Below are 17,291 nucleotides of genomic sequence, written 5' to 3'. Positions count from 1 at the left end.
AACAATTCCGCGAGAGCGCCCCTTGTTCCGTGTCCACCAAAGCCAGTCTGCCCGCCAACAGCGAAGAACTGGTAAAGGCGCCACTCAAAAAAATCGGTCAGGCAGGGGCACGGCTTCACCCAAGCTTATCGCTCATGTTGCAGCTGCAGGCTATTGATAAATCCGCTCGACGGTGGAAACAGACTCCAGCACCTTCAATTGGGTAATCAACTGGTTGAGGTGCTTGAGGTCCCAAACCTGCAAATCAATCAGCATCTCGGTGAAATCGGCGGCAACCCGGACCATCGTCAGGTTCTGGATATTTGTCTCGCTGGTTGCGATCGTCTGCGCCACCTCTGCCAGCGTCCCCGGAGCATTGATCGCCGTGACCAGGATGCGGGCCGGAAAACGGTTCTTGTTGTTCTCGTCGATATCCCAGCGGATATCGATCCAGCGGTTCGGCTCGTCATCGAACTTTGTCAGCTCGGGCGACTGGATCGGATAGACGGTAATCCCTGCCCCGGTTTCGAGAATGCCCACAATCCGGTCGCCCGGCACCGCGCCACCGGGACCGAACTTGACCACGGAATTGTCGTCCATGCCGCGGATCGGCATTGCATCCATGTCGGGATCGGGCCCGATCTGGCGCGACGCCTTCGATGGTTTCTGGGTTTTCGCAAGCCCGGGCAACTTGAAGATGAGCCCCGCAGCACTGCGCAAGTTGAACCAGCCCTCGTCCGCCGGCTTGCGCGGCGAAACCCGTGTTTCCTGATGATTTGGATAAACCGCGCGGAACACATCATCCGACGCCAGCTCGCCACGACCGACAGCCGCCAGCACATCCTCGACATCCTTGTGGCCCAGGCGGTGCAGCACGGGCTTGAGACCATCCCGTGACACCGGCTTGCCCGCCCTGGTGAAGGTGCGCTCGAGAATGCGCATGCCCAGACCGGAATATTGCTTGCGCACCGCTGCCTTGGTCGCCCGGCGGATCGCCGCACGCGCCTTGCCGGTCACGACAATCTCTTCCCACGCGGGCGGCGGAACCTGAACGCCCGAACGCAGGATCTCGACTTCATCGCCATTGGCAAGCCGTGTGACCAGAGGCATGATCCGGCCATTGATCTTGGCGCCGACACAGGTGTCGCCGATATCGGTGTGCACCGCATAGGCGAAATCGATCGGCGTCGCCCCGCGCGGCAGGGCGATGAGCTGACCTTTCGGCGTGAAGCAAAACACCTGGTCCTGGAACAGCTCCAGCTTGGTGTGCTCGAGGAAGTCTTCAGGGTTGTCGCCAACAGACAGTGCCTCGATTGTCTGCCGCAGCCAGGAATAGGCGCGCGAGTCCTTCGACAGCAGTTCCTCGTCGCCGCTGGTGGAGGCATCCTTGTAAAGCGCGTGCGCGGCCACCCCCCGCTCGGCGATGTCATGCATCATGCGGGTGCGGATCTGCAGCTCGACGCGCTGCCGCGACGGCCCGACAATGGTTGTGTGGATCGAGCGGTAGTCATTCTGTTTCGGTGTCGAAATGTAATCCTTGAACCGCCCAGGCACCACCGACCAGCGCATATGCACAATACCCAGCGCGCGGTAGCAGTCGGCCTCGGTGTCAACGATGATGCGGAAGCCGAACACGTCCGAAAGCTGCTCGAACGACAGCGATTTGGACTCCATCTTCCGAAACACCGAATAGGCCTTTTTCTGCCGGCCCTTCACCTGCGCCTTCAGCCCTTGCTGGCTGAACAGCGCCGACAGCTCATCCTCAATCGTGTGGATCAGATCGCGGTTGCGCTCGGAAAGCTCGGCCAGTTTACCGGTAACCGTGTCATAGGCCTCCTGGTTGATATTCTTGAAGGCGAGCTCCTCGAGCTCCTCGCGCATTTCCTGCATACCCATCCGGCCGGCCAGCGGCGCATAGATATCCATGGTTTCCTCGGCAATGCGGGCGCGCTTCTCCGGCGGCACATGCTCGAGCGTGCGCATGTTGTGCAACCGGTCGGCCAGCTTGACCAGCAGCACCCGCACATCGTCGGATATGGCCAGCAGCAGCTTTCTGAGATTTTCGGCCTGCTTGGCCCGCTTGCTGACAAGATCGAGCTTCTTGATCTTGGTCAGACCTTCGACCAGCCGGCCGATGTCCTCGCCGAACAGTTCGTCGATTTCGGCGCGCGTGGCCGAAGTGTCCTCGATGGTGTCATGCAGCAGAGCCACGGCGATGGTCGATTCATCAAGCCGCATTTCGGTCAGGATCGCCGCCACCTCCAGCGGATGGGAAATATAGGGGTCGCCGCTGGCACGGGTTTGCTTGCCATGCTTCTGCATGGCGTAAACATAAGCCTTGTTCAGCAGGGCCTCGTTGGCATCCGGCTTGTATTTTTGCACGCGCTCCACGAGCTCGTACTGACGCATCATCGGAATGGCACTCCAAAACAAGAAAATGCGCCGAATCGAACGACCGGCGCATTGCGTAGCATCAGCTGTCTATCGGCCTCTGGACCGGCTGCCACCAATTCGTTGCAAATCAGCAGGCAATCGCCCAGATGATCAATAGTCGTCGCTTTTTTCCGGCGGCACAAGCCCTTCGATGCCTGCAAGCAGCTCTTCTTCCGACATTGAGCCGAATGAAACCGCTTCCGGCTGATCATCCTCGACAACCGTTTCTTCCGCAGCTTCGCCAGTCTGCAGGAAACGCTCCGGATCGGGTTCCGGCTCGTCAACTTCGACATGCTTCTGCAGCGAGTGAATGAGGTCTTCCTTCAGATCGCCGGGCGAAAGTGTTTCGTCTGCGATTTCTCTCAATGCAACAACGGGGTTCTTGTCGTTGTCACGAGGGATCGTGATCGGGGCACCCTGTGAGATTTGACGGGCGCGATGGCTGGCAAGCAATACCAGTTCAAAACGGTTATCAACCTTGTCGATGCAATCTTCGACTGTGACGCGAGCCATTGCCTGTCCTTTACAAACTGCTATGGGGGAGTTTGGCCATGCGATAAACACATTGTGTGGCTATTTCAAGTCCTTTACGCCAAATGCGCCATTTCAGGACCGAATCCATCCCGTCAGCGTACATTACAGGACTCCTTGCAACACAGCTTACGCGTCGAACCCTTGCGTCAACAGCAAAGGTTTTTTAGCAGCTATGCATAAGTATCAAGGCCCAGACACTTGAAATGTGGGGCCAAGCGCAGCATTTGGATCAATCTCACGATTAATTGAGTCGTGGAACAGTAGGATTATGGTACTTGCGTGGCTTTTAAAAAGTTCGAGATCGATCTAAATTGCTCGTATGGAAGCCAGATTTGCCTTCAGTTGCGACAGAGGGCTTCTTTGAAAGGAAGATCATAAGTGTTTGATCCAAGAGAGAAAATTGCGCTCTTCATTGACGGGGCGAATCTTTATGCAGCATCCAAAAGCCTGAATTTCGACATTGACTACCGGAAGTTGCTGAAGGCATTTCAAACCCGTGGGTATTTGTTACGCGCGTATTATTACACCGCGTTGATTGAAGATCAGGAATATTCATCGATCCGTCCATTGATAGATTGGCTCGATTACAATGGCTATAAAGTAGTTACAAAGCCTGCAAAAGAATTTACCGACTCCATGGGCCGTCGCAAGGTCAAGGGCAACATGGACATCGAACTGGCAATCGACGCGATGGAGCAATCTGACGTAGTCGATCATCTGGTGATTTTTTCGGGCGATGGCGATTTCACCTCCCTGGTCGAGGCGCTTCAGCGCAAGGGCCGCAAGGTGACCGTGGTCTCCTCCCTGCTGTCCCAGCCCCCGATGATTGCCGACGATCTTCGCCGCCAGGCCGACTACTTCATCGAACTGACCAGCCTCAAATCCGAAATCGGCCGCGAACAGTCCGAGCGTCCCCAGCGCGCTTATGTTCCTGCCGAAGAAGAAGAAGAATTCGAGGACTGATCCGCAAATTGGCGCGGTCCCGGCAGACTGACTGCCGGCACGAGCCGGAGCATGATTGCAGACTGTGCCCGAGGTTGCGCAGTTTCGCACTCCAGAACCGCAAGCTGTTTCCCGAATGGCACAATGCGCCGGTGGAAACCTGGTACCCTCCAGCGGGTCCGAGCGCGGTAGAGTTGTTGATTGTCGGACTGGCCCCGGGATTGCGGGGAGCAAACCGCACCGGCATTCCATTTATCGGCGATGAGTCAGGCACGCTCTTGCATCAAACGCTGGCCAGACACGGTTTGGCCAGGCAAAGCCTTCAATCAGACAGTGCTGACCGGCCAACCCTGAACGGCACCGCGATCACCAACGCGGTTCGCTGCGTCCCTCCGGAGAACAAGCCGGTCGGAGCCGAAATCAACACCTGCCGGAAATTTCTTGTTGCAACGATCAAACGGATGCCCGAACTCAAGGTCATCGTGACCCTGGGCAAGATTTCCCATGACAGCACCATACGCGCGCTCGGCGGCAAGGTTGCGCACCACCCGTTTATACATGCCGCGGAAACAGAAATTGGCAGCATTCGCATCCTGTCGAGCTATCACTGCTCGCGCTACAACATCAACACCGGCCGTCTGACGCCACAGATGTTCGATACAGTCTTCCAAAAGGCGGTCAGGTCGCTTGGTCCCGGCCCGGCATCATGGACCTGACTAACCGCGGTCCCGCAACAGCCGGGATTTGTCCCTGTTCCAGTCGCGTTCCTTCTGGGTCTGGCGCTTGTCGTGCAACTTCTTGCCCTTGGCCAGAGCCAGCAGCAGCTTCGCCCTGCCCTTGTCGTTGAAATAGATCTTCAACGGCACAAGCGTCATCCCGTCACGCTGCACCGCCTGCGCAAGCCGTGCGATTTCGCGGGCCTTGAGCAGGATCTTGCGCCGTCGCCGGGGCTCGTGGTTGAACCGGTTGGCCTGCAGGTATTCCGGCACATAGGAATTGATCAGCCACATCTCCCCGCCTTCTTCATTGGCATAGGATTCGGCGATATTGGCCTTGCCTTCCCGAAGTGATTTCACTTCGGTTCCGCTCAGCACCAGACCAGTCTCTATCGTGTCGACGATTTCGTAGTTGAACCGCGCCTTGCGGTTCTCGGCCACGACCTTGCCGTGCTGCGACTTGTCTTCCTTTTTGGGAGCCATGATCAGCTCACAATGCCCGCCTGGGCAAGTGCGGCGTCAAGCAATGCCGCCGTACCCGGCTCGACCGTGGTCAAAGGCGAGCGGACGACATTGTTGATCAGGCCCATCTTGCCCAGGCAATACTTCACGCCGGCAACACCCGGCTCGGCAAAGATTGCCTTGTGCAGCGGCATCAGCCGGTCAAGCATCGTCAGCGCGGTTGCATAGTCGCCGCGCAGGGTTGCTTCCTGAAACTCGGCACATTCCTTTGGCGCCACATTGGCCGTCACCGAGATGCAGCCAACACCGCCATGCACGTTGAACCCGAGCGCCGTCGGGTCCTCGCCGGACAGCTGCACGAAATCCGTGCCGCAGGCCATCCGCTGTTCAGGCACCCGGGCAAGGTTGCCGGTCGCGTCCTTGACGCCGATGATATTGGCGAAATCGCGATGCAGCGCTGCCATTGTCTCGACGGACATGTCGATGACCGAGCGCGGCGGAATATTGTAGATGATGATCGGCAGCGTGATCGCCTCGGCCACCGCCTTGAAGTGCTGGTAGAGCCCCTTCTGCGTCGGCTTGTTGTAATAGGGCGTCACCACCAGCACGGCATCCGCGCCGGCCTTTTCGGCATGAACCGCAAGTTCGATCGATTCAGCCGTGTTGTTCGAGCCGGCACCGGCAATCACCGGAACCCGGCCACCAGCTGCCTCAACGCACAGCTCCACCACCCGCTTGTGTTCGGCATGGGTCAGCGTCGGAGATTCACCCGTCGTGCCAACAGGAACAAGGCCGGTGCTGCCGGCTTTGATCATCCGCTCGACATGGCTCGCAAAGCCGTCCTCGTCCACCGCGCCATTTTCGGTGAAAGGGGTAATGAGGGCCGGTAGGGAACCCTTGAACATGCTGATCTCCAAAAACTGTCACTTGACGCCCAATGGGCGCATTCACTTGCCTGTACAGCAGGCGATACAGGAAATAACGGCGACGGAAAAGCCTTGCGCGCCACCTCAGAGCGCTTTTGCGCGGATTGCAGGCTGCTGATTGAAAGCCGCCGCGTGGCCAATCCACGATACCTGCCGCAGATTACCCGCAATTATGCGGGAATAGTCCGATTGGGTGAAGCCGACAAGCACTCCATGACCCTTGCTTCACAGGTTCCCGGTAGAGCAAGGTAAGGCTTGGAAATGCAAGATCGCCGCTCGGGGAGCACGATTGCTCGGCTGCCGGCAGACAGGGTTATCAATTCGAATAGAAGGCTATCATGCCCAAAATTGCTCTTGCGACACTGTTTGCGCTTTCCACAATGGCCGTCGGCACCACCTTCGCGGCACCGCTGCCCTCCGGTTCGGTACCCCTGCCCGTTCCACGGCCTGACCTCGCCGCCCCCGCAGCCCAACCGGCTGCAACCTCGGTCACCCCGGCAAGTCGCACGCTCGAGTCAGGCCTGCAGGCACTTGGTGACAGAGACGCCGGCCTTGCCCGCGCGATCCGTGACAAGATGGCGCGCAATGCGCTCGACCGCCACATCCTGACCTGGGCAATTGCCCTGTCGGGATTGTCAGAGGTGCCGTCAGCCGAAATTGCCGCTGCGGCCAACGAGCTGAAAGGCTGGCCCGGCCTCAAGTCTCTTCCGCGGCTTTATGAAAACGCCCTGTTTCACGAAAATCCGACGGCACAGCAGGCGCTTGCCGCATTCGCCGGCAAGCAGCCTGAAACCGCAAAGGGCACCATTACGCTCGTCAGGGCCTTGATGGAGAGCGGAGACAGCAAGCGCGCCCGCGCCATTGCCTCAAGCTTCTGGCGCACAACCAACATGGATGACCGGGACGCCGAAACATTCCTGCGCGAATTCGACAGCCTGCTTACCAAGGCCGACCATTTCCGCCGGATGGAAATGTTGCTCTACCGCGACCACGTCAACGACGCCAAGTCCGTTTCCAGGAAAGCCGAAGCCCAGTCGCTTTACCGCGCCTGGACGGCCGTGATCCGCAATCCGGCAAAGGCCTCCGGCGCCATCAAGGCGGTTGACCGGTCCTGGCACGATACACCTGCCTATCTCTATCTGCGCATTCGCCAGCTGCGCGAACTCGATCGCAACACGGAGGCCGCCGCTCTACTCGCCAGGATGCCCCGGGACCGCGACCTGCTGGTTGACCCCGACGAGTGGTGGGTCGAAGCCCGCGTGGTCAGCCGTGGCCTCTACGAGCAAGGCGACGCCACGGGCGCCTACAAGCTCGCCGCAGCCCATCTTGCGCAAAGCCCTCAGGACGTTGCCGAAGCCGAATTTCACGCCGGCTGGTACGCTCTGCGTGGACTCAAGGACGCCAAAACAGCCGCCAGGCACTTTGCCGCCATTCTTGACGTTGCCAATGGCCAGATATCGACCGCCCGCGCCCACTACTGGCTCGGGCGCGCAGCCGAGGCTGGAGCCCCCGGCAAACCGGCGGAACATTATGCCCGGGCGGCAAAATACCCCTCGACCTTCTACGGACAGCTCGCCAGCGCCAAACTCGGACGCACATCGTTAAGCATCGCCTACCCCTCACCATCGGCAAAGGACCGCGACCGGTTCGCCGCCCGCGAGGCTGTACAGGCCATTCGCAAGCTTGAGGATGCGGGCGCCGAATGGCGCGCAGATACGCTCTACCGGGCGCTGGCCGCCGAGCTCGACAGCCCCGGCGAACTGGCCATTCTTGCGGCGATGGCGGAAAAGCGTGGCGACCATCAATTGTCGCTGCAGGTCGGCAAGATTGCCTGGAACCGCGGCCTTGACGTTGCAGCCCTCGCCTATCCGCTGGGAGCCGTGCCAAGTGCCGCCAATATCGGTGGATCGGGCAAGGCGCTCGCCTACTCGATCGCCCGGCAGGAAAGCGCCTTCAACAAGGCCGCGATCTCGCCGGCCAATGCCCGCGGCCTCCTGCAAATTCTCCCCGGAACAGCCAAGGGCGTCGCCGCCCGCCATGGGCTTGCCTATTCACGGGAGCGGCTGACGACCGATGCCGGCTACAACGCCACCTTGGGCGCGCATTTCCTCGGTGAACAGATCAGTGACTTCGGTGGCTCCTACATTCTGACCTTCATCGCCTACAATGCCGGCCCCAGCCGGGTGTCCCAGTGGATCAAGCGTTTTGGCGATCCGCGTGGCAAACCGCTGGACGAAGTCATCGACTGGATCGAGATGATCCCGTTCACCGAGACCCGTCACTACGTCCAGCGTGTCATGGAGAACTACCAGATCTACAAGGCCCGCCTTGGCCAGCCTGGCAACATCGAGAACGATCTCAGATTCGGCCGCCGATGAGACCTGTCGCATCGCACCCAAAATAGGCTATAGGCTTGATCCTGAAGCGAAACCGACGAAAACAGGATCTGACCATGGCAAACGGGAATTCTGGCGCAGCCGGCACTTTGGAGACAGGCGGATACGACAGTGTGTTTTTCTCCGCCAGCGACGGCCTGCGCCTGCACGCCGCCGACTACGGCCGCGACAACCTCGCCACCCGTGATCGCCTGCCTGTCGTCTGCCTGCCCGGGCTGACCCGCAACACACGGGATTTCGACGATCTGGCGCGGCTCCTGTCAACCGATCCGAAAACGCCGCGGCGCGTGGTCAGTTTCGATTACCGCGGCCGCGGCCGCTCAGTATGGGACAAGGATCCCTCGCGCTACACCATCGTCATCGAAGCCGAAGATGTGCTCAGCGGCATGGCGGCGCTCGGGCTCGAACATGCGATTTTCGTGGGGACGTCACGCGGGGGATTGATCATGCACGTTCTCGCGGCGATGCGGCCCGGGGTCATGGCCGCCGGCGTGCTCAACGACATCGGCCCGGTGATCGAGGGTGCGGGCCTTGCCCAGATCAAGGCCTACCTGTCCCGGATGCCTCATCCAAAGAACTGGGCAGATGCAGCGCAAATCCTTGCCGAAGCCCATTCAAAGAGCTTCCCGGCTCTCAGTGAAGCCGACTGGGCCGATTTCGCCCGGGCAATCTATGTGGAGAAGGACGGCCAACTGGTGTCCGACTTCGATCCGGCATTGCTTCATGGCCTTGCCGGCGTCGATCTGAGCACGCCGCTGCCAACATTGTGGCCGCAATTCGAGGGGATGCGCGGCATGCCGCTATTGGCGCTGCGCGGCGAACACTCGACATTGCTCTCGTCAGACACGCTGATCGAGATGAAAAACCGCGTGCCTTCGCTCCAGACCGTGACCATCCCCGGTCACGGCCACGCGCCGATCCTGCATCTGTCGGGAATTCCCGAAATCCTGACGAATTTTTTCGCCTCCGTCGACAAGCAGCGGCGGCACTGAAGCGGCTTGCTGCGGCTGATCAGGCCAGCCGCAGCAGCTTCCGGCTACGTCTTGCCGCCACGCTTGGGCTTGCTGTCAGCCGAACTCGCAACTTCACCCTTGGCAACGCGCTTGGCAAAATCCGTGGAACCACCCTTCGCCAGGATCTTGGCCTGCTTCACCCAGTCTTCCCGCTCGATACGGCCGGCAAACGACAATTGCTCGGCAAACTCCGCCTGCTCCTTCTTGGTCCAGGCCGCGATCTGCGCGAAACTATTGATACCTGCGGCATTCAGCTTGGCTTCAATCTGCGGACCTACACCTTTGATTTTCTTCAGATTGTCAGGAACGGCAGCGGCGACGGGCTTGGCCTTTTGAGCCCTCGGTTTCGCCACTTCTGATTTGGCGGCTACCGGCTTTGCGGCCTTTGCCTTTTGAGCCTTGCCACCTGCGGCTCCCGGTTTGGCAGCCGCAGCCTTCGGTGCAGCCGGCTTGCCTGCTGATGATTTTCCGGCAGAGGATTTGGCAGCAGACGTTTTGGCCGCCGTTTTCTTGACCGCCCTTGGCTTGGATGCCTTTTTCGCCGGTGCGGGCGGAACCTCTGATGCCGCCTTTTCGGCGGGACCGGGTTTCGACGCCAGGGCCGACGCCGGTTGTGGCGAGGCCTCTGGCTCGTAATGCGGCATTGGCGCTGCAAGCTCGCCTGAAGTCACGACCTTTGCCGCGGCTTCATGCGGGACCGCTGCCGCAGCGCCGGAATGATGCCGCGAACCGGCCGATCGTCCCTTGAGCCAGCATCCGAACAGGCACCCCAAACCGAATGCAATCGCTATGAAAATCGCTACCTGAAAAACAAACATGGTCATCTTTCCCCCTCCGGATCAGTCGTTTCGGCCCTCAACTGCGGGCACGGTCGCAGGTCTTCCATCCGACCAGCGCGCCAACAACAAACGCCAGCAGCAGCCAAAACCAAAGATGTGTGAACATGTACCACATTAGTCCCTCCATAGGCCGATGGCCCGTTAGTTAAGGACGCGAAACTCAATCCGGCGGTTTGCCGCCTTGCCCTCGTCCGTTTCATTGTTCGTCAGCGGTTGGCTTTCACCATGGCCAACCGCAATCAGCCGGTCCGGCGCAACGCCCGCGGCTGTCATGAAGTCTACCACCGCCCTGGCCCGACGTTCGGACAGGGCCTGATTGTCCGTTTCCGAACCGTCCGAATCCGTGTGCCCGGAGATTTCCAGCCGGACCTGACCACATTGTTGCGCAACATGGACAATCCGGTCCAGGAACCCGTAGGAATGGTCCTGTATGGCTGCCTCACCGGTCTGGAACAGGATGGTATTCAGACCCGTCAGCCGGTTGAGCTCGTCCTGGCACGACGCAGCGGCCAGTTGCGGCCCTGCATCGTTGCCCGGGGAAACGGTGGCCTCGCCGGAAAAGCCCTGCGGCAGGCCTTGCGCCATCAACCGGGCGACCTCCGCCGAGCCGGCCCCGTTCAAGGCGGTTCCCTGGATAGAAACCACGCCGCCGTTTATCGCAACTTCGGCTTCATCCAGCCTGCTCAGCGCCTGCAGCGCCGTCAGGGCGGCATCCTCGAAGCCCTCTGGAGCACCGGGCGCAATCCCGAGAGTATCCGTGACCTCGATAGATCCAAATTTCAGGCGGCCCACCTGCAGCAGGGTGGAATGAAAAGCTTCGCTTGGCACAAGGCCGGCCAATTCAAGTCCCTGCCCTGTCAGCCGCGCGCTCCAGTCATAGGAAGACCCCTGCGCCATGCCGATATCCGCGGTGCCAAGCACCAATCCACCCGGCAGCTGTCCCGACAGACCATCCTGGATGCCGCGAAATGAAGCCGCATCGCTGGCCTCACCGGAAACATCGAGCGTTCTGTCCGTGATGGTGACGGTGCCCTCGGTCATTTTTTCAAGCGCAGACAACCCCGTTTCGGCCGCCGCCAGCCAGTCAACGCCGTCGGGCACGCCAGCTGCGTAGCGCATTTGGTCAACTGCACCCGTATTCCCGCCAATCGATCCGGCGCGCGCCATGATCGCTTCGCGAAGCTCGGCATTCGGCGCGTAGCCGTTCACGACAATTCCGTCAGCCCCCTTTGTCGCAGACCAGCTGTAGTCTCCGGTCACGGCGGCTGGTGTAATCTCGACCAAACTGACGATACCTGCGGAGGGAGGTATTGCGGACAGCACGGCAAGTGCCGCCTCATGGTCGTCCGGATTGAGCGCCTGACCGCGGATCTGCATCGTCCGGTCCGTGATGGTCAGAGATCCGGTTGAAAACCGCGTAAACGCGGACAATCCATGACCGGCGAGCGTTACCAGGCCCGTGGGCGCGCCCCGCGCGAGATTCATCTGGTCAGACAGCGCGATGCCCGGCAGCAATCCGGTCAGCGTGGAGATGATGCTGCCGCGGGCGGCTTCATTGGGAACAAACCCGCTCAGCGTGATGCCGTTTGCGGTTTTCTCCGCAGACAATCGGTAGGGTTTTTCCTCGGGCAACAGAACCGAAGCATCCTTGACGGCGCGGACGCCATAGACATTGCGCGCAATGGAAAGAGCTTGCGACTGGCTTTCCTCGTCCGGTGCCAGACCGGTCAGGGTGAGATCCCTGCCCTTGATCAGCACCTTCACCCAGGCATGATCCATCCGGAGCGCCGACAATGTGCGAGAGCGGAGGTCCGTTTCGATGGCACCGGCCTTGAACCAGATCGCCAGGGCCGAAAGACACACCACGGCAGCCAGACCGGGCCATATCCAAAGTTTAACGTTTCGCATGAGATCTCCGCCAGAACCTTGCTGGACGGCAAACCTATCACCCCTGCCTGACACTGGCCAAGCCAAAAGCACCATCGACGCCGCCCGCCCGTCTGCGGATGGAAATCAACCAGCCCTGAAATGCAGGCACAAAAAACCCGGCAGCCAAAGCTGCCGGGTTCCATCAAATCAAACCGTGGTTTGATTAGAACGAACGACGGACCCAGAGGAAGCCGTCTGCAGTCGTGGTCTTCACGCCTGCATGGGTCTTCTGCTGGCCGTAGTGGCCTTCAAGACGAACGTTGAAGTTGGTAACCGGAGTCCAGGAGATCGCACCTTCGACGATGTGCGCGCTCTTCATAGCAGCACCCTTGGCGACCGAGAAGCCGTCGAGGTACTGGTAGCCGATTTCCATGCCGACGGTGTCGGTCAGGCTCTGGGTGTAGCCGATGGCTGCAGACCAGTTAGCAACTTCGGTCGAAGCAGCCGCACGGCCCGGCATTGCGAGACCGTAAGCGCCGTTAGCGATCTTGCTCGAGTAGAAACCGCCGAGACGGATAGCGCCGCCGGTAGCAGCAACGTCGAACTGAACGCCAGCCTTGATGCCGACTGCCTTGTCGGATTCGTCATAACCGAGGTGCATGAATGCGCCGCCCCAGCCCTGAGTCACGCCGACAACGCCGACAACGTCCGGAGTCCAGTCAGTCGTTGCGTCATGCTCGAGAACCAGAGCTGCATAGAATGCGCCCGAGTCGTAGCGGTAACCAACCTGCTGAACCTGGTGGTAGCCGTAAGCACCGCCGTTATCAGTGGAGATGAAGCCCCAGTTGCCGACGCCGCCGCCCCAGAGAGCTGCGAATGCCGATTCGGTGTAACCCATGAACAGGCCGCCGAGCTGGATCATAGCCTGGTCCTGAACAACGTCAGCATCGCCATTGACGTTGCCCGAGTTGGACTGGAAGCGGATGTAGCCGCGCAGGGTGCCGAGTTCGGTTTCCGAACGTGCATCGAAGTTGACGCGAGCACGGGTGTTCTGGGTGTAACCAGCAGTACCCTTGGTCGAAGTCACGCGGAAGCGGACATAACCGTCGATCTTCAGGCAAGTCTCGGTGCCCGGGATGTAGAAGAAGCCGGTGCCGAAGGCGTCGCAAACGCGAACGTATTCAACGGGCTCAGGCTCAGCTGCAACGATAGCGTCTGCAGCGCGTGCGCCGGATACAGCAACGAGTGCTGCTGCGGAGCCGATGAGAAGGCTCTTAATGTTCATTTCTGACCTCCAGTCAAAAGTTAATGGTCTGGGTTGTCGCTGAAGGACAGTATTCTCTGTCCCATCCCCACAATGGAAGAAGACAGGCGGGTAATCGCCGTGGCTTCGAAAGTGAACATACTCACCCGGGCAGGCCGCGCAACGCAGATCGCTCCCGTCAAAGGGTCCACCCCATGCCTTCACCTCCCCCTGTTGCACAAATGACACGAAATCTTCGCCCCCGGCCCGTTTTGTTTACCCTTCGTTAGGAAATTCAGCGCTTCCGACGCTGTGATGAGAGCGTTTGGCGACCGGATTCCTGCCCGTTTTCGCTGTTTTCGCACATTTGAATGTGATTCCCCGCCGCTTTCAGCCAAGCCGCGACTCGCTTCGATCAAGCCCCCGAATGGCTTTGACGGGATGACTGACAGGGAATCGCAACTGGCTGAGCAGCCCCGCCCCGAATGCGGCTGACTTCACACGCTCTATATTGGGGTGCTGTCCACGCACTCTATATATATGGGCCAGATATATGGGCCAGCAGAGCCCGTTCGCTGGCGCCGCTGACGCCCCGGGCAAGCCAGGACAGACAGCTCTTCATCATTCATGATGCGCAATTGCGGCCCGGAAAACGCCCTTTCACCCGATACGGCAGGTGCCCGCGATTCTCCCGTGAAAAACAGCCCGCGAAACCAACACAACAGCACATGAAGTAAAATCAAATACTTAGACCGAAAAATCAATCTTGGTTTATCTTCTGACTGGAGGTCAGAAATGAACATTAAGAGCCTTCTCATCGGCTCCGCGGCAGCTCTCGTTGCTGTATCTGGCGCACGTGCTGCCGACGCTATCGTGGCAGCTGAACCTGAGCCCGTTGAATACGTTCGCGTCTGCGACGCATTCGGCACCGGCTTCTTCTACATCCCGGGCACCGAAACCTGCCTGAAGATCGACGGTTATGTCCGCTTCCGCGTGGGCGCGGCCAAGGGCACCAGCGGTTACACGCATAACACCCGCGCTCGCATCAACTTCGACGCCCGTTCGGAAACCGAACTCGGCACCCTGCGTGGCTACATCCGCGTGCAGTCCGATTCGAGCAACTCCACTTTGAACAATGCGAGCGGCGACGCTGTGTTCGGTACCGACCAGGCAATCGTCCAACTCGGCGGTCTGTTCATGGGTTACACCGAATCGGCATTCGCAGCTCTCTGGGGCGGCGGCGTCGGCAACTGGGGCTTCATCTCCACCGATAACGGCGGTGTGTATGGCTATCACCAGGTTCAGCAGATCGGTTATCGCTTCGATGGGGACGCCTTCTACGCGGCTCTGGTTCTCGAAGATGACGCAACTGCAGACTGGACTCCGGACGTTGTCGGTGTTCTCGGCGTGACCCAGGGTTGGGGCGGCGCATTCATGCACCTCGGTTACGACGAATCCGACAGGGCAGTCGGCATCAAGGCTGGCGTTCAGTTCGACGTTGCAGCCACCGGCGGCACCATCCGTCTCGGCGGTTTTTACTCGAGCAAGATCGCCAACGCTGCTTATGGCTTGGGTATGCCTGGCCGTACAACTGGTTCGACCGAAGTTGCTAACTGGTCTGCAGCCATCGGCTACACCCAGAGCCTGACCGACACGCTCGGCATGGAGATCGGCTACCAGTATCTGGATGGCTTCTCGGCTGCCAAGGGTGCAGTGTTCAAGAACGCGCACGTTGTTGAAGGTGCACTGTCCTGGACTCCAGTCACCAACTTCAACGTTCGTCTTGAAGGTCACTACGGCCAGCAGAAGACCTACGCAGGCGCAAAGACCACGACTGCAGACGGCTTCGTCTGGGTCCGCCGTTCGTTCTGATCAAACCCGGTTTGATCCGATACCCCTCGGACCGGCGGCGAGAGTCGCCGGTCTATCCTCTGTTGTGTGTCAGAAAATTATATGCTCATATGCTCGGATTACCATGATTTCTGCACACGACTGAACATTTCCGGGGAAATGAGGGCGGAGCTAACTGAAAAAGCAACTGACGCTGGATTTTCAACCGCATTCGCTGCGGAAGCGCCCAATACACCATTGCCGGCGCAACTGTGGCTTCAGCATTCCGGCGCGCTGTGGGAAAACGGGCGGCACAAGGAAAATTGCCACGCCTTCATTCACGAGATTGACGAGTTCATGCGGCTGCGAAAACTCGCGGCCTATGACGACGAGCTTATAGACAGACTGGTGGATCATTTTCGCGGTATCGGCAATCGCAACTCCACCATCAATCGCAAGCTTTCCGCACTTTATCGCTTGTTGCGGAAGGCGGAGAGGAGCGGTCAGATTACACGGCTTCCATCCTATGTCCGTTTGCGAGAGCGCAATTCCCGCGTTCGCTTTCTGACTGCCGAGGAAGAAAGCATGATGTTTGCCGCCATTGGCAAAAGCAATCCGCATCATGAACTTCTGTGCCGGTTCCTTGTCGACACCGGCGCCCGCGTGGGGGAAGCACTGGCGCTCAAATGGAACGACATTCACAACAACACCGTGACCTTCTGGATCACGAAATCCGGCAAAAGCCGCTCGGTTCCATTGACCCTCCGCGCCGCAGAGGCGCTCGACCTGGCACGCGCGTTTGGCGGCAGCGGCCCCTTCTCGACAATTTCCTATCAGAATTTCAAGTACAACTGGAACCGCGCGCGCAAGGAAAACGGCTTTGCCGACGATCCACACATGGTGCCTCACATCCTGCGTCACACCTGCGCCTCGCGTCTGGTTCAGGCCGGTATTGACCTGAGAAGGGTACAGACCTTCCTGGGGCACCAGACAATCCAGATGACCTTGCGTTACGCCCACCTGGCCACCAACGATCTCGATCAGTGCGCCATTGCGCTCAATGCGGCTAATCTGGCGGCCACCACCAAAACTCAGGCGCGTGCACATCCAGCCCAGCCACCGCGCGGCAAAGGCGCCAGGCATACGCGTCAGTCAGCCCCCGGAAACGAAAAACCCGGCGCAAAAAAGGCCGGCAGACAGGCCATGCCCGCTGGGAATTCGCCGCGACGCGACCACGCGTGATGACAATGATGGGGTCCGGCCTGAATTACGGTTGATTACGCGGCCATGCTGGGGTAACAGACCACTCGACGGAGAGGTGGCCGAGTGGTCGAAGGCGCTCCCCTGCTAAGGGAGTATACCCGGAAGGGTATCGAGGGTTCGAATCCCTTCCTCTCCGCCATCCTTACCTTCAATACATTGATTTATATGCGGCATTTTTAGCGCCCTTTTCCTGACATCACACGTAGCCCCACATTTCGGTTGCGGCCGGGCCCAAGTTCCAGTTGACCTGATCCCGATAGAGTCCGCGTCTATAAGCAAGCCCCGTTCAGGTTTGGCCTTCCTTTGACCAGCCAACATAGTCCCCTGGCGTCAGGCCGGTCAGGCTGGAATGGGGACTAATGGTTGAAGGCGGTGCGCCATTCCACCGCCAGATTGCGGACATGACGCGGGTTATCGAACAGGTGCTCGTTCAACAGTTTGTTGCGCATGCGGTATCCAGGAGCGATATTTGCCTCGGCGATGGCACTCCAGTGATTCGTGCCAAACCCGCGCTCCAAACCGGCCCAAAGACCAGCGCGCTGGCATATGAACTGCCAAGTGTGGGCCGTCATCGGCCCCTGTATCAACAGGCAGCCGGGTTGGAATTTTGGCTCCAATCACCCGGAAAACCCCTGTCCACGCCGCTTTCCGGCAAAAGTTGGATTCGGATGTGCAGCAGGCGGGCGCATCATGGTCTTTACGAGGCACCGGAACTGTTCCACACTTAACATCAAGGACTTACTGGGCCACAACGCGGCAATCCATGATCGATCCAATCATGTTGGTTTCTGGCTGTGAGTGCAGCCTTCACGCTGAATTGGCTATTCATGCCGCACGAAAACAAGG

General features: G+C 59.4%; 14 protein-coding genes and 1 tRNA gene. 7 read left to right on the top strand and 8 right to left on the bottom strand.

Annotated elements, in window-relative coordinates; all coding sequences use genetic code 11:
- Nucleotides 1-150 precede the first annotated feature (150 nt).
- Nucleotides 151-2,391 carry a bifunctional (p)ppGpp synthetase/guanosine-3',5'-bis(diphosphate) 3'-pyrophosphohydrolase gene (locus tag WNY80_RS01070; RefSeq protein ID WP_342885485.1) on the bottom strand — a complete coding sequence of 747 codons (2,241 nt, stop codon included), beginning with the start codon at nucleotides 2,389-2,391 and terminating at the stop codon, nucleotides 151-153.
- A gap of 132 nt (nucleotides 2,392-2,523) precedes the next feature.
- Nucleotides 2,524-2,925, bottom strand: coding sequence for a DNA-directed RNA polymerase subunit omega (gene rpoZ / locus WNY80_RS01065; RefSeq protein ID WP_342885484.1), 402 nt, complete (start codon nucleotides 2,923-2,925; stop codon nucleotides 2,524-2,526).
- 399 nt (nucleotides 2,926-3,324) lie between these two features.
- Here rpoZ and WNY80_RS01060 point away from each other — a divergent pair, with 399 nt between their 5' ends.
- Nucleotides 3,325-3,909 carry an NYN domain-containing protein gene (locus WNY80_RS01060; protein ID WP_342885483.1) on the top strand — a complete coding sequence of 195 codons (585 nt, stop codon included), beginning with the start codon at nucleotides 3,325-3,327 and terminating at the stop codon, nucleotides 3,907-3,909.
- A gap of 131 nt (nucleotides 3,910-4,040) precedes the next feature.
- Complete coding sequence (locus tag WNY80_RS01055; RefSeq protein ID WP_342886281.1) at nucleotides 4,041-4,604, top strand: uracil-DNA glycosylase family protein; 564 nt, start codon at nucleotides 4,041-4,043, stop codon at nucleotides 4,602-4,604.
- On the opposite strand, the gene smpB is transcribed toward WNY80_RS01055, so the two are convergent.
- Entirely contained in the window at nucleotides 4,605-5,087 is a 483-nt protein-coding gene (gene smpB, locus WNY80_RS01050) for an SsrA-binding protein SmpB (RefSeq protein WP_342885482.1), read from the bottom strand.
- A gap of 2 nt (nucleotides 5,088-5,089) precedes the next feature.
- Nucleotides 5,090-5,971, bottom strand: coding sequence for a 4-hydroxy-tetrahydrodipicolinate synthase (dapA, locus tag WNY80_RS01045; RefSeq protein ID WP_342885481.1), 882 nt, complete (start codon nucleotides 5,969-5,971; stop codon nucleotides 5,090-5,092).
- Between the two features lie 359 nt (nucleotides 5,972-6,330).
- Here dapA and WNY80_RS01040 point away from each other — a divergent pair, with 359 nt between their 5' ends.
- Both WNY80_RS01040 and WNY80_RS01035 read left to right on the top strand, forming a co-directional pair.
- Entirely contained in the window at nucleotides 6,331-8,370 is a 2,040-nt protein-coding gene (locus WNY80_RS01040; RefSeq protein WP_342885480.1) for a lytic transglycosylase domain-containing protein, read from the top strand.
- A gap of 74 nt (nucleotides 8,371-8,444) precedes the next feature.
- Complete coding sequence (locus WNY80_RS01035; RefSeq protein WP_342885479.1) at nucleotides 8,445-9,380, top strand: alpha/beta hydrolase; 936 nt, start codon at nucleotides 8,445-8,447, stop codon at nucleotides 9,378-9,380.
- Between the two features lie 44 nt (nucleotides 9,381-9,424).
- Here WNY80_RS01035 and WNY80_RS01030 read toward each other — a convergent pair whose 3' ends face one another.
- The 3 genes from WNY80_RS01030 to WNY80_RS01020 form a co-directional block, all read right to left on the bottom strand.
- The gene (locus tag WNY80_RS01030; RefSeq protein WP_342885478.1) at nucleotides 9,425-10,225 is read right to left on the bottom strand and encodes a hypothetical protein; all 801 of its coding nucleotides are present in this window, start codon (nucleotides 10,223-10,225) and stop codon (nucleotides 9,425-9,427) included.
- 156 nt (nucleotides 10,226-10,381) lie between these two features.
- A complete protein-coding gene (locus tag WNY80_RS01025) occupies nucleotides 10,382-12,148 on the bottom strand; it encodes an OmpA family protein (protein ID WP_342885477.1) in 1,767 nt (588 codons plus the stop codon).
- A gap of 184 nt (nucleotides 12,149-12,332) precedes the next feature.
- Nucleotides 12,333-13,394, bottom strand: coding sequence for a porin (locus WNY80_RS01020; protein WP_342885476.1), 1,062 nt, complete (start codon nucleotides 13,392-13,394; stop codon nucleotides 12,333-12,335).
- A gap of 753 nt (nucleotides 13,395-14,147) precedes the next feature.
- Between WNY80_RS01020 and WNY80_RS01015 the strand changes: the two genes are divergently transcribed.
- Complete coding sequence (locus WNY80_RS01015) at nucleotides 14,148-15,224, top strand: porin (RefSeq protein ID WP_342885475.1); 1,077 nt, start codon at nucleotides 14,148-14,150, stop codon at nucleotides 15,222-15,224.
- A gap of 180 nt (nucleotides 15,225-15,404) precedes the next feature.
- Here WNY80_RS01015 and WNY80_RS01010 read toward each other — a convergent pair whose 3' ends face one another.
- Nucleotides 15,405-15,806, bottom strand: a complete 402-nt coding sequence (locus tag WNY80_RS01010; protein ID WP_342885474.1) for a hypothetical protein — start codon at nucleotides 15,804-15,806, stop codon at nucleotides 15,405-15,407.
- Between WNY80_RS01010 and WNY80_RS01005 the strand changes: the two genes are divergently transcribed.
- Both WNY80_RS01005 and WNY80_RS01000 read left to right on the top strand, forming a co-directional pair.
- Nucleotides 15,768-16,424 carry a site-specific integrase gene (locus WNY80_RS01005; RefSeq protein WP_342885473.1) on the top strand — a complete coding sequence of 219 codons (657 nt, stop codon included), beginning with the start codon at nucleotides 15,768-15,770 and terminating at the stop codon, nucleotides 16,422-16,424. The genes WNY80_RS01010 and WNY80_RS01005 overlap by 39 nt on opposite strands.
- Before the next feature lie 70 nt (nucleotides 16,425-16,494).
- A tRNA-Ser gene (locus WNY80_RS01000) sits at nucleotides 16,495-16,584 on the top strand.
- Nucleotides 16,585-17,291 lie beyond the last annotated feature (707 nt).

Origin of the sequence: Hoeflea sp. AS16, from assembly GCF_038900095.1 — a bacterium.
GTDB lineage: Bacteria > Pseudomonadota > Alphaproteobacteria > Rhizobiales > Rhizobiaceae > Hoeflea.
Note: the sequence above shows the minus strand (reverse complement) of the source record. Positions and strands in the feature narration are given on the sequence as shown.

Coding starts and splice junctions, on each gene's coding strand:
- WNY80_RS01070 (WP_342885485.1), bottom strand. CDS start 2,391: ATGATGCGTCAGTACGAGCTCGTGGAGCGCGTGCAAAAATACAAGCCG.
- rpoZ (WP_342885484.1), bottom strand. CDS start 2,925: ATGGCTCGCGTCACAGTCGAAGATTGCATCGACAAGGTTGATAACCGT.
- smpB (WP_342885482.1), bottom strand. CDS start 5,087: ATGGCTCCCAAAAAGGAAGACAAGTCGCAGCACGGCAAGGTCGTGGCC.
- dapA (WP_342885481.1), bottom strand. CDS start 5,971: ATGTTCAAGGGTTCCCTACCGGCCCTCATTACCCCTTTCACCGAAAAT.
- WNY80_RS01040 (WP_342885480.1), top strand. CDS start 6,331: ATGCCCAAAATTGCTCTTGCGACACTGTTTGCGCTTTCCACAATGGCC.
- WNY80_RS01035 (WP_342885479.1), top strand. CDS start 8,445: ATGGCAAACGGGAATTCTGGCGCAGCCGGCACTTTGGAGACAGGCGGA.
- WNY80_RS01030 (WP_342885478.1), bottom strand. CDS start 10,225: ATGACCATGTTTGTTTTTCAGGTAGCGATTTTCATAGCGATTGCATTC.
- WNY80_RS01025 (WP_342885477.1), bottom strand. CDS start 12,148: ATGCGAAACGTTAAACTTTGGATATGGCCCGGTCTGGCTGCCGTGGTG.
- WNY80_RS01020 (WP_342885476.1), bottom strand. CDS start 13,394: ATGAACATTAAGAGCCTTCTCATCGGCTCCGCAGCAGCACTCGTTGCT.
- WNY80_RS01015 (WP_342885475.1), top strand. CDS start 14,148: ATGAACATTAAGAGCCTTCTCATCGGCTCCGCGGCAGCTCTCGTTGCT.
- WNY80_RS01005 (WP_342885473.1), top strand. CDS start 15,768: ATGATGTTTGCCGCCATTGGCAAAAGCAATCCGCATCATGAACTTCTG.
- WNY80_RS01010 (WP_342885474.1), bottom strand. CDS start 15,806: ATGATGCGGATTGCTTTTGCCAATGGCGGCAAACATCATGCTTTCTTC.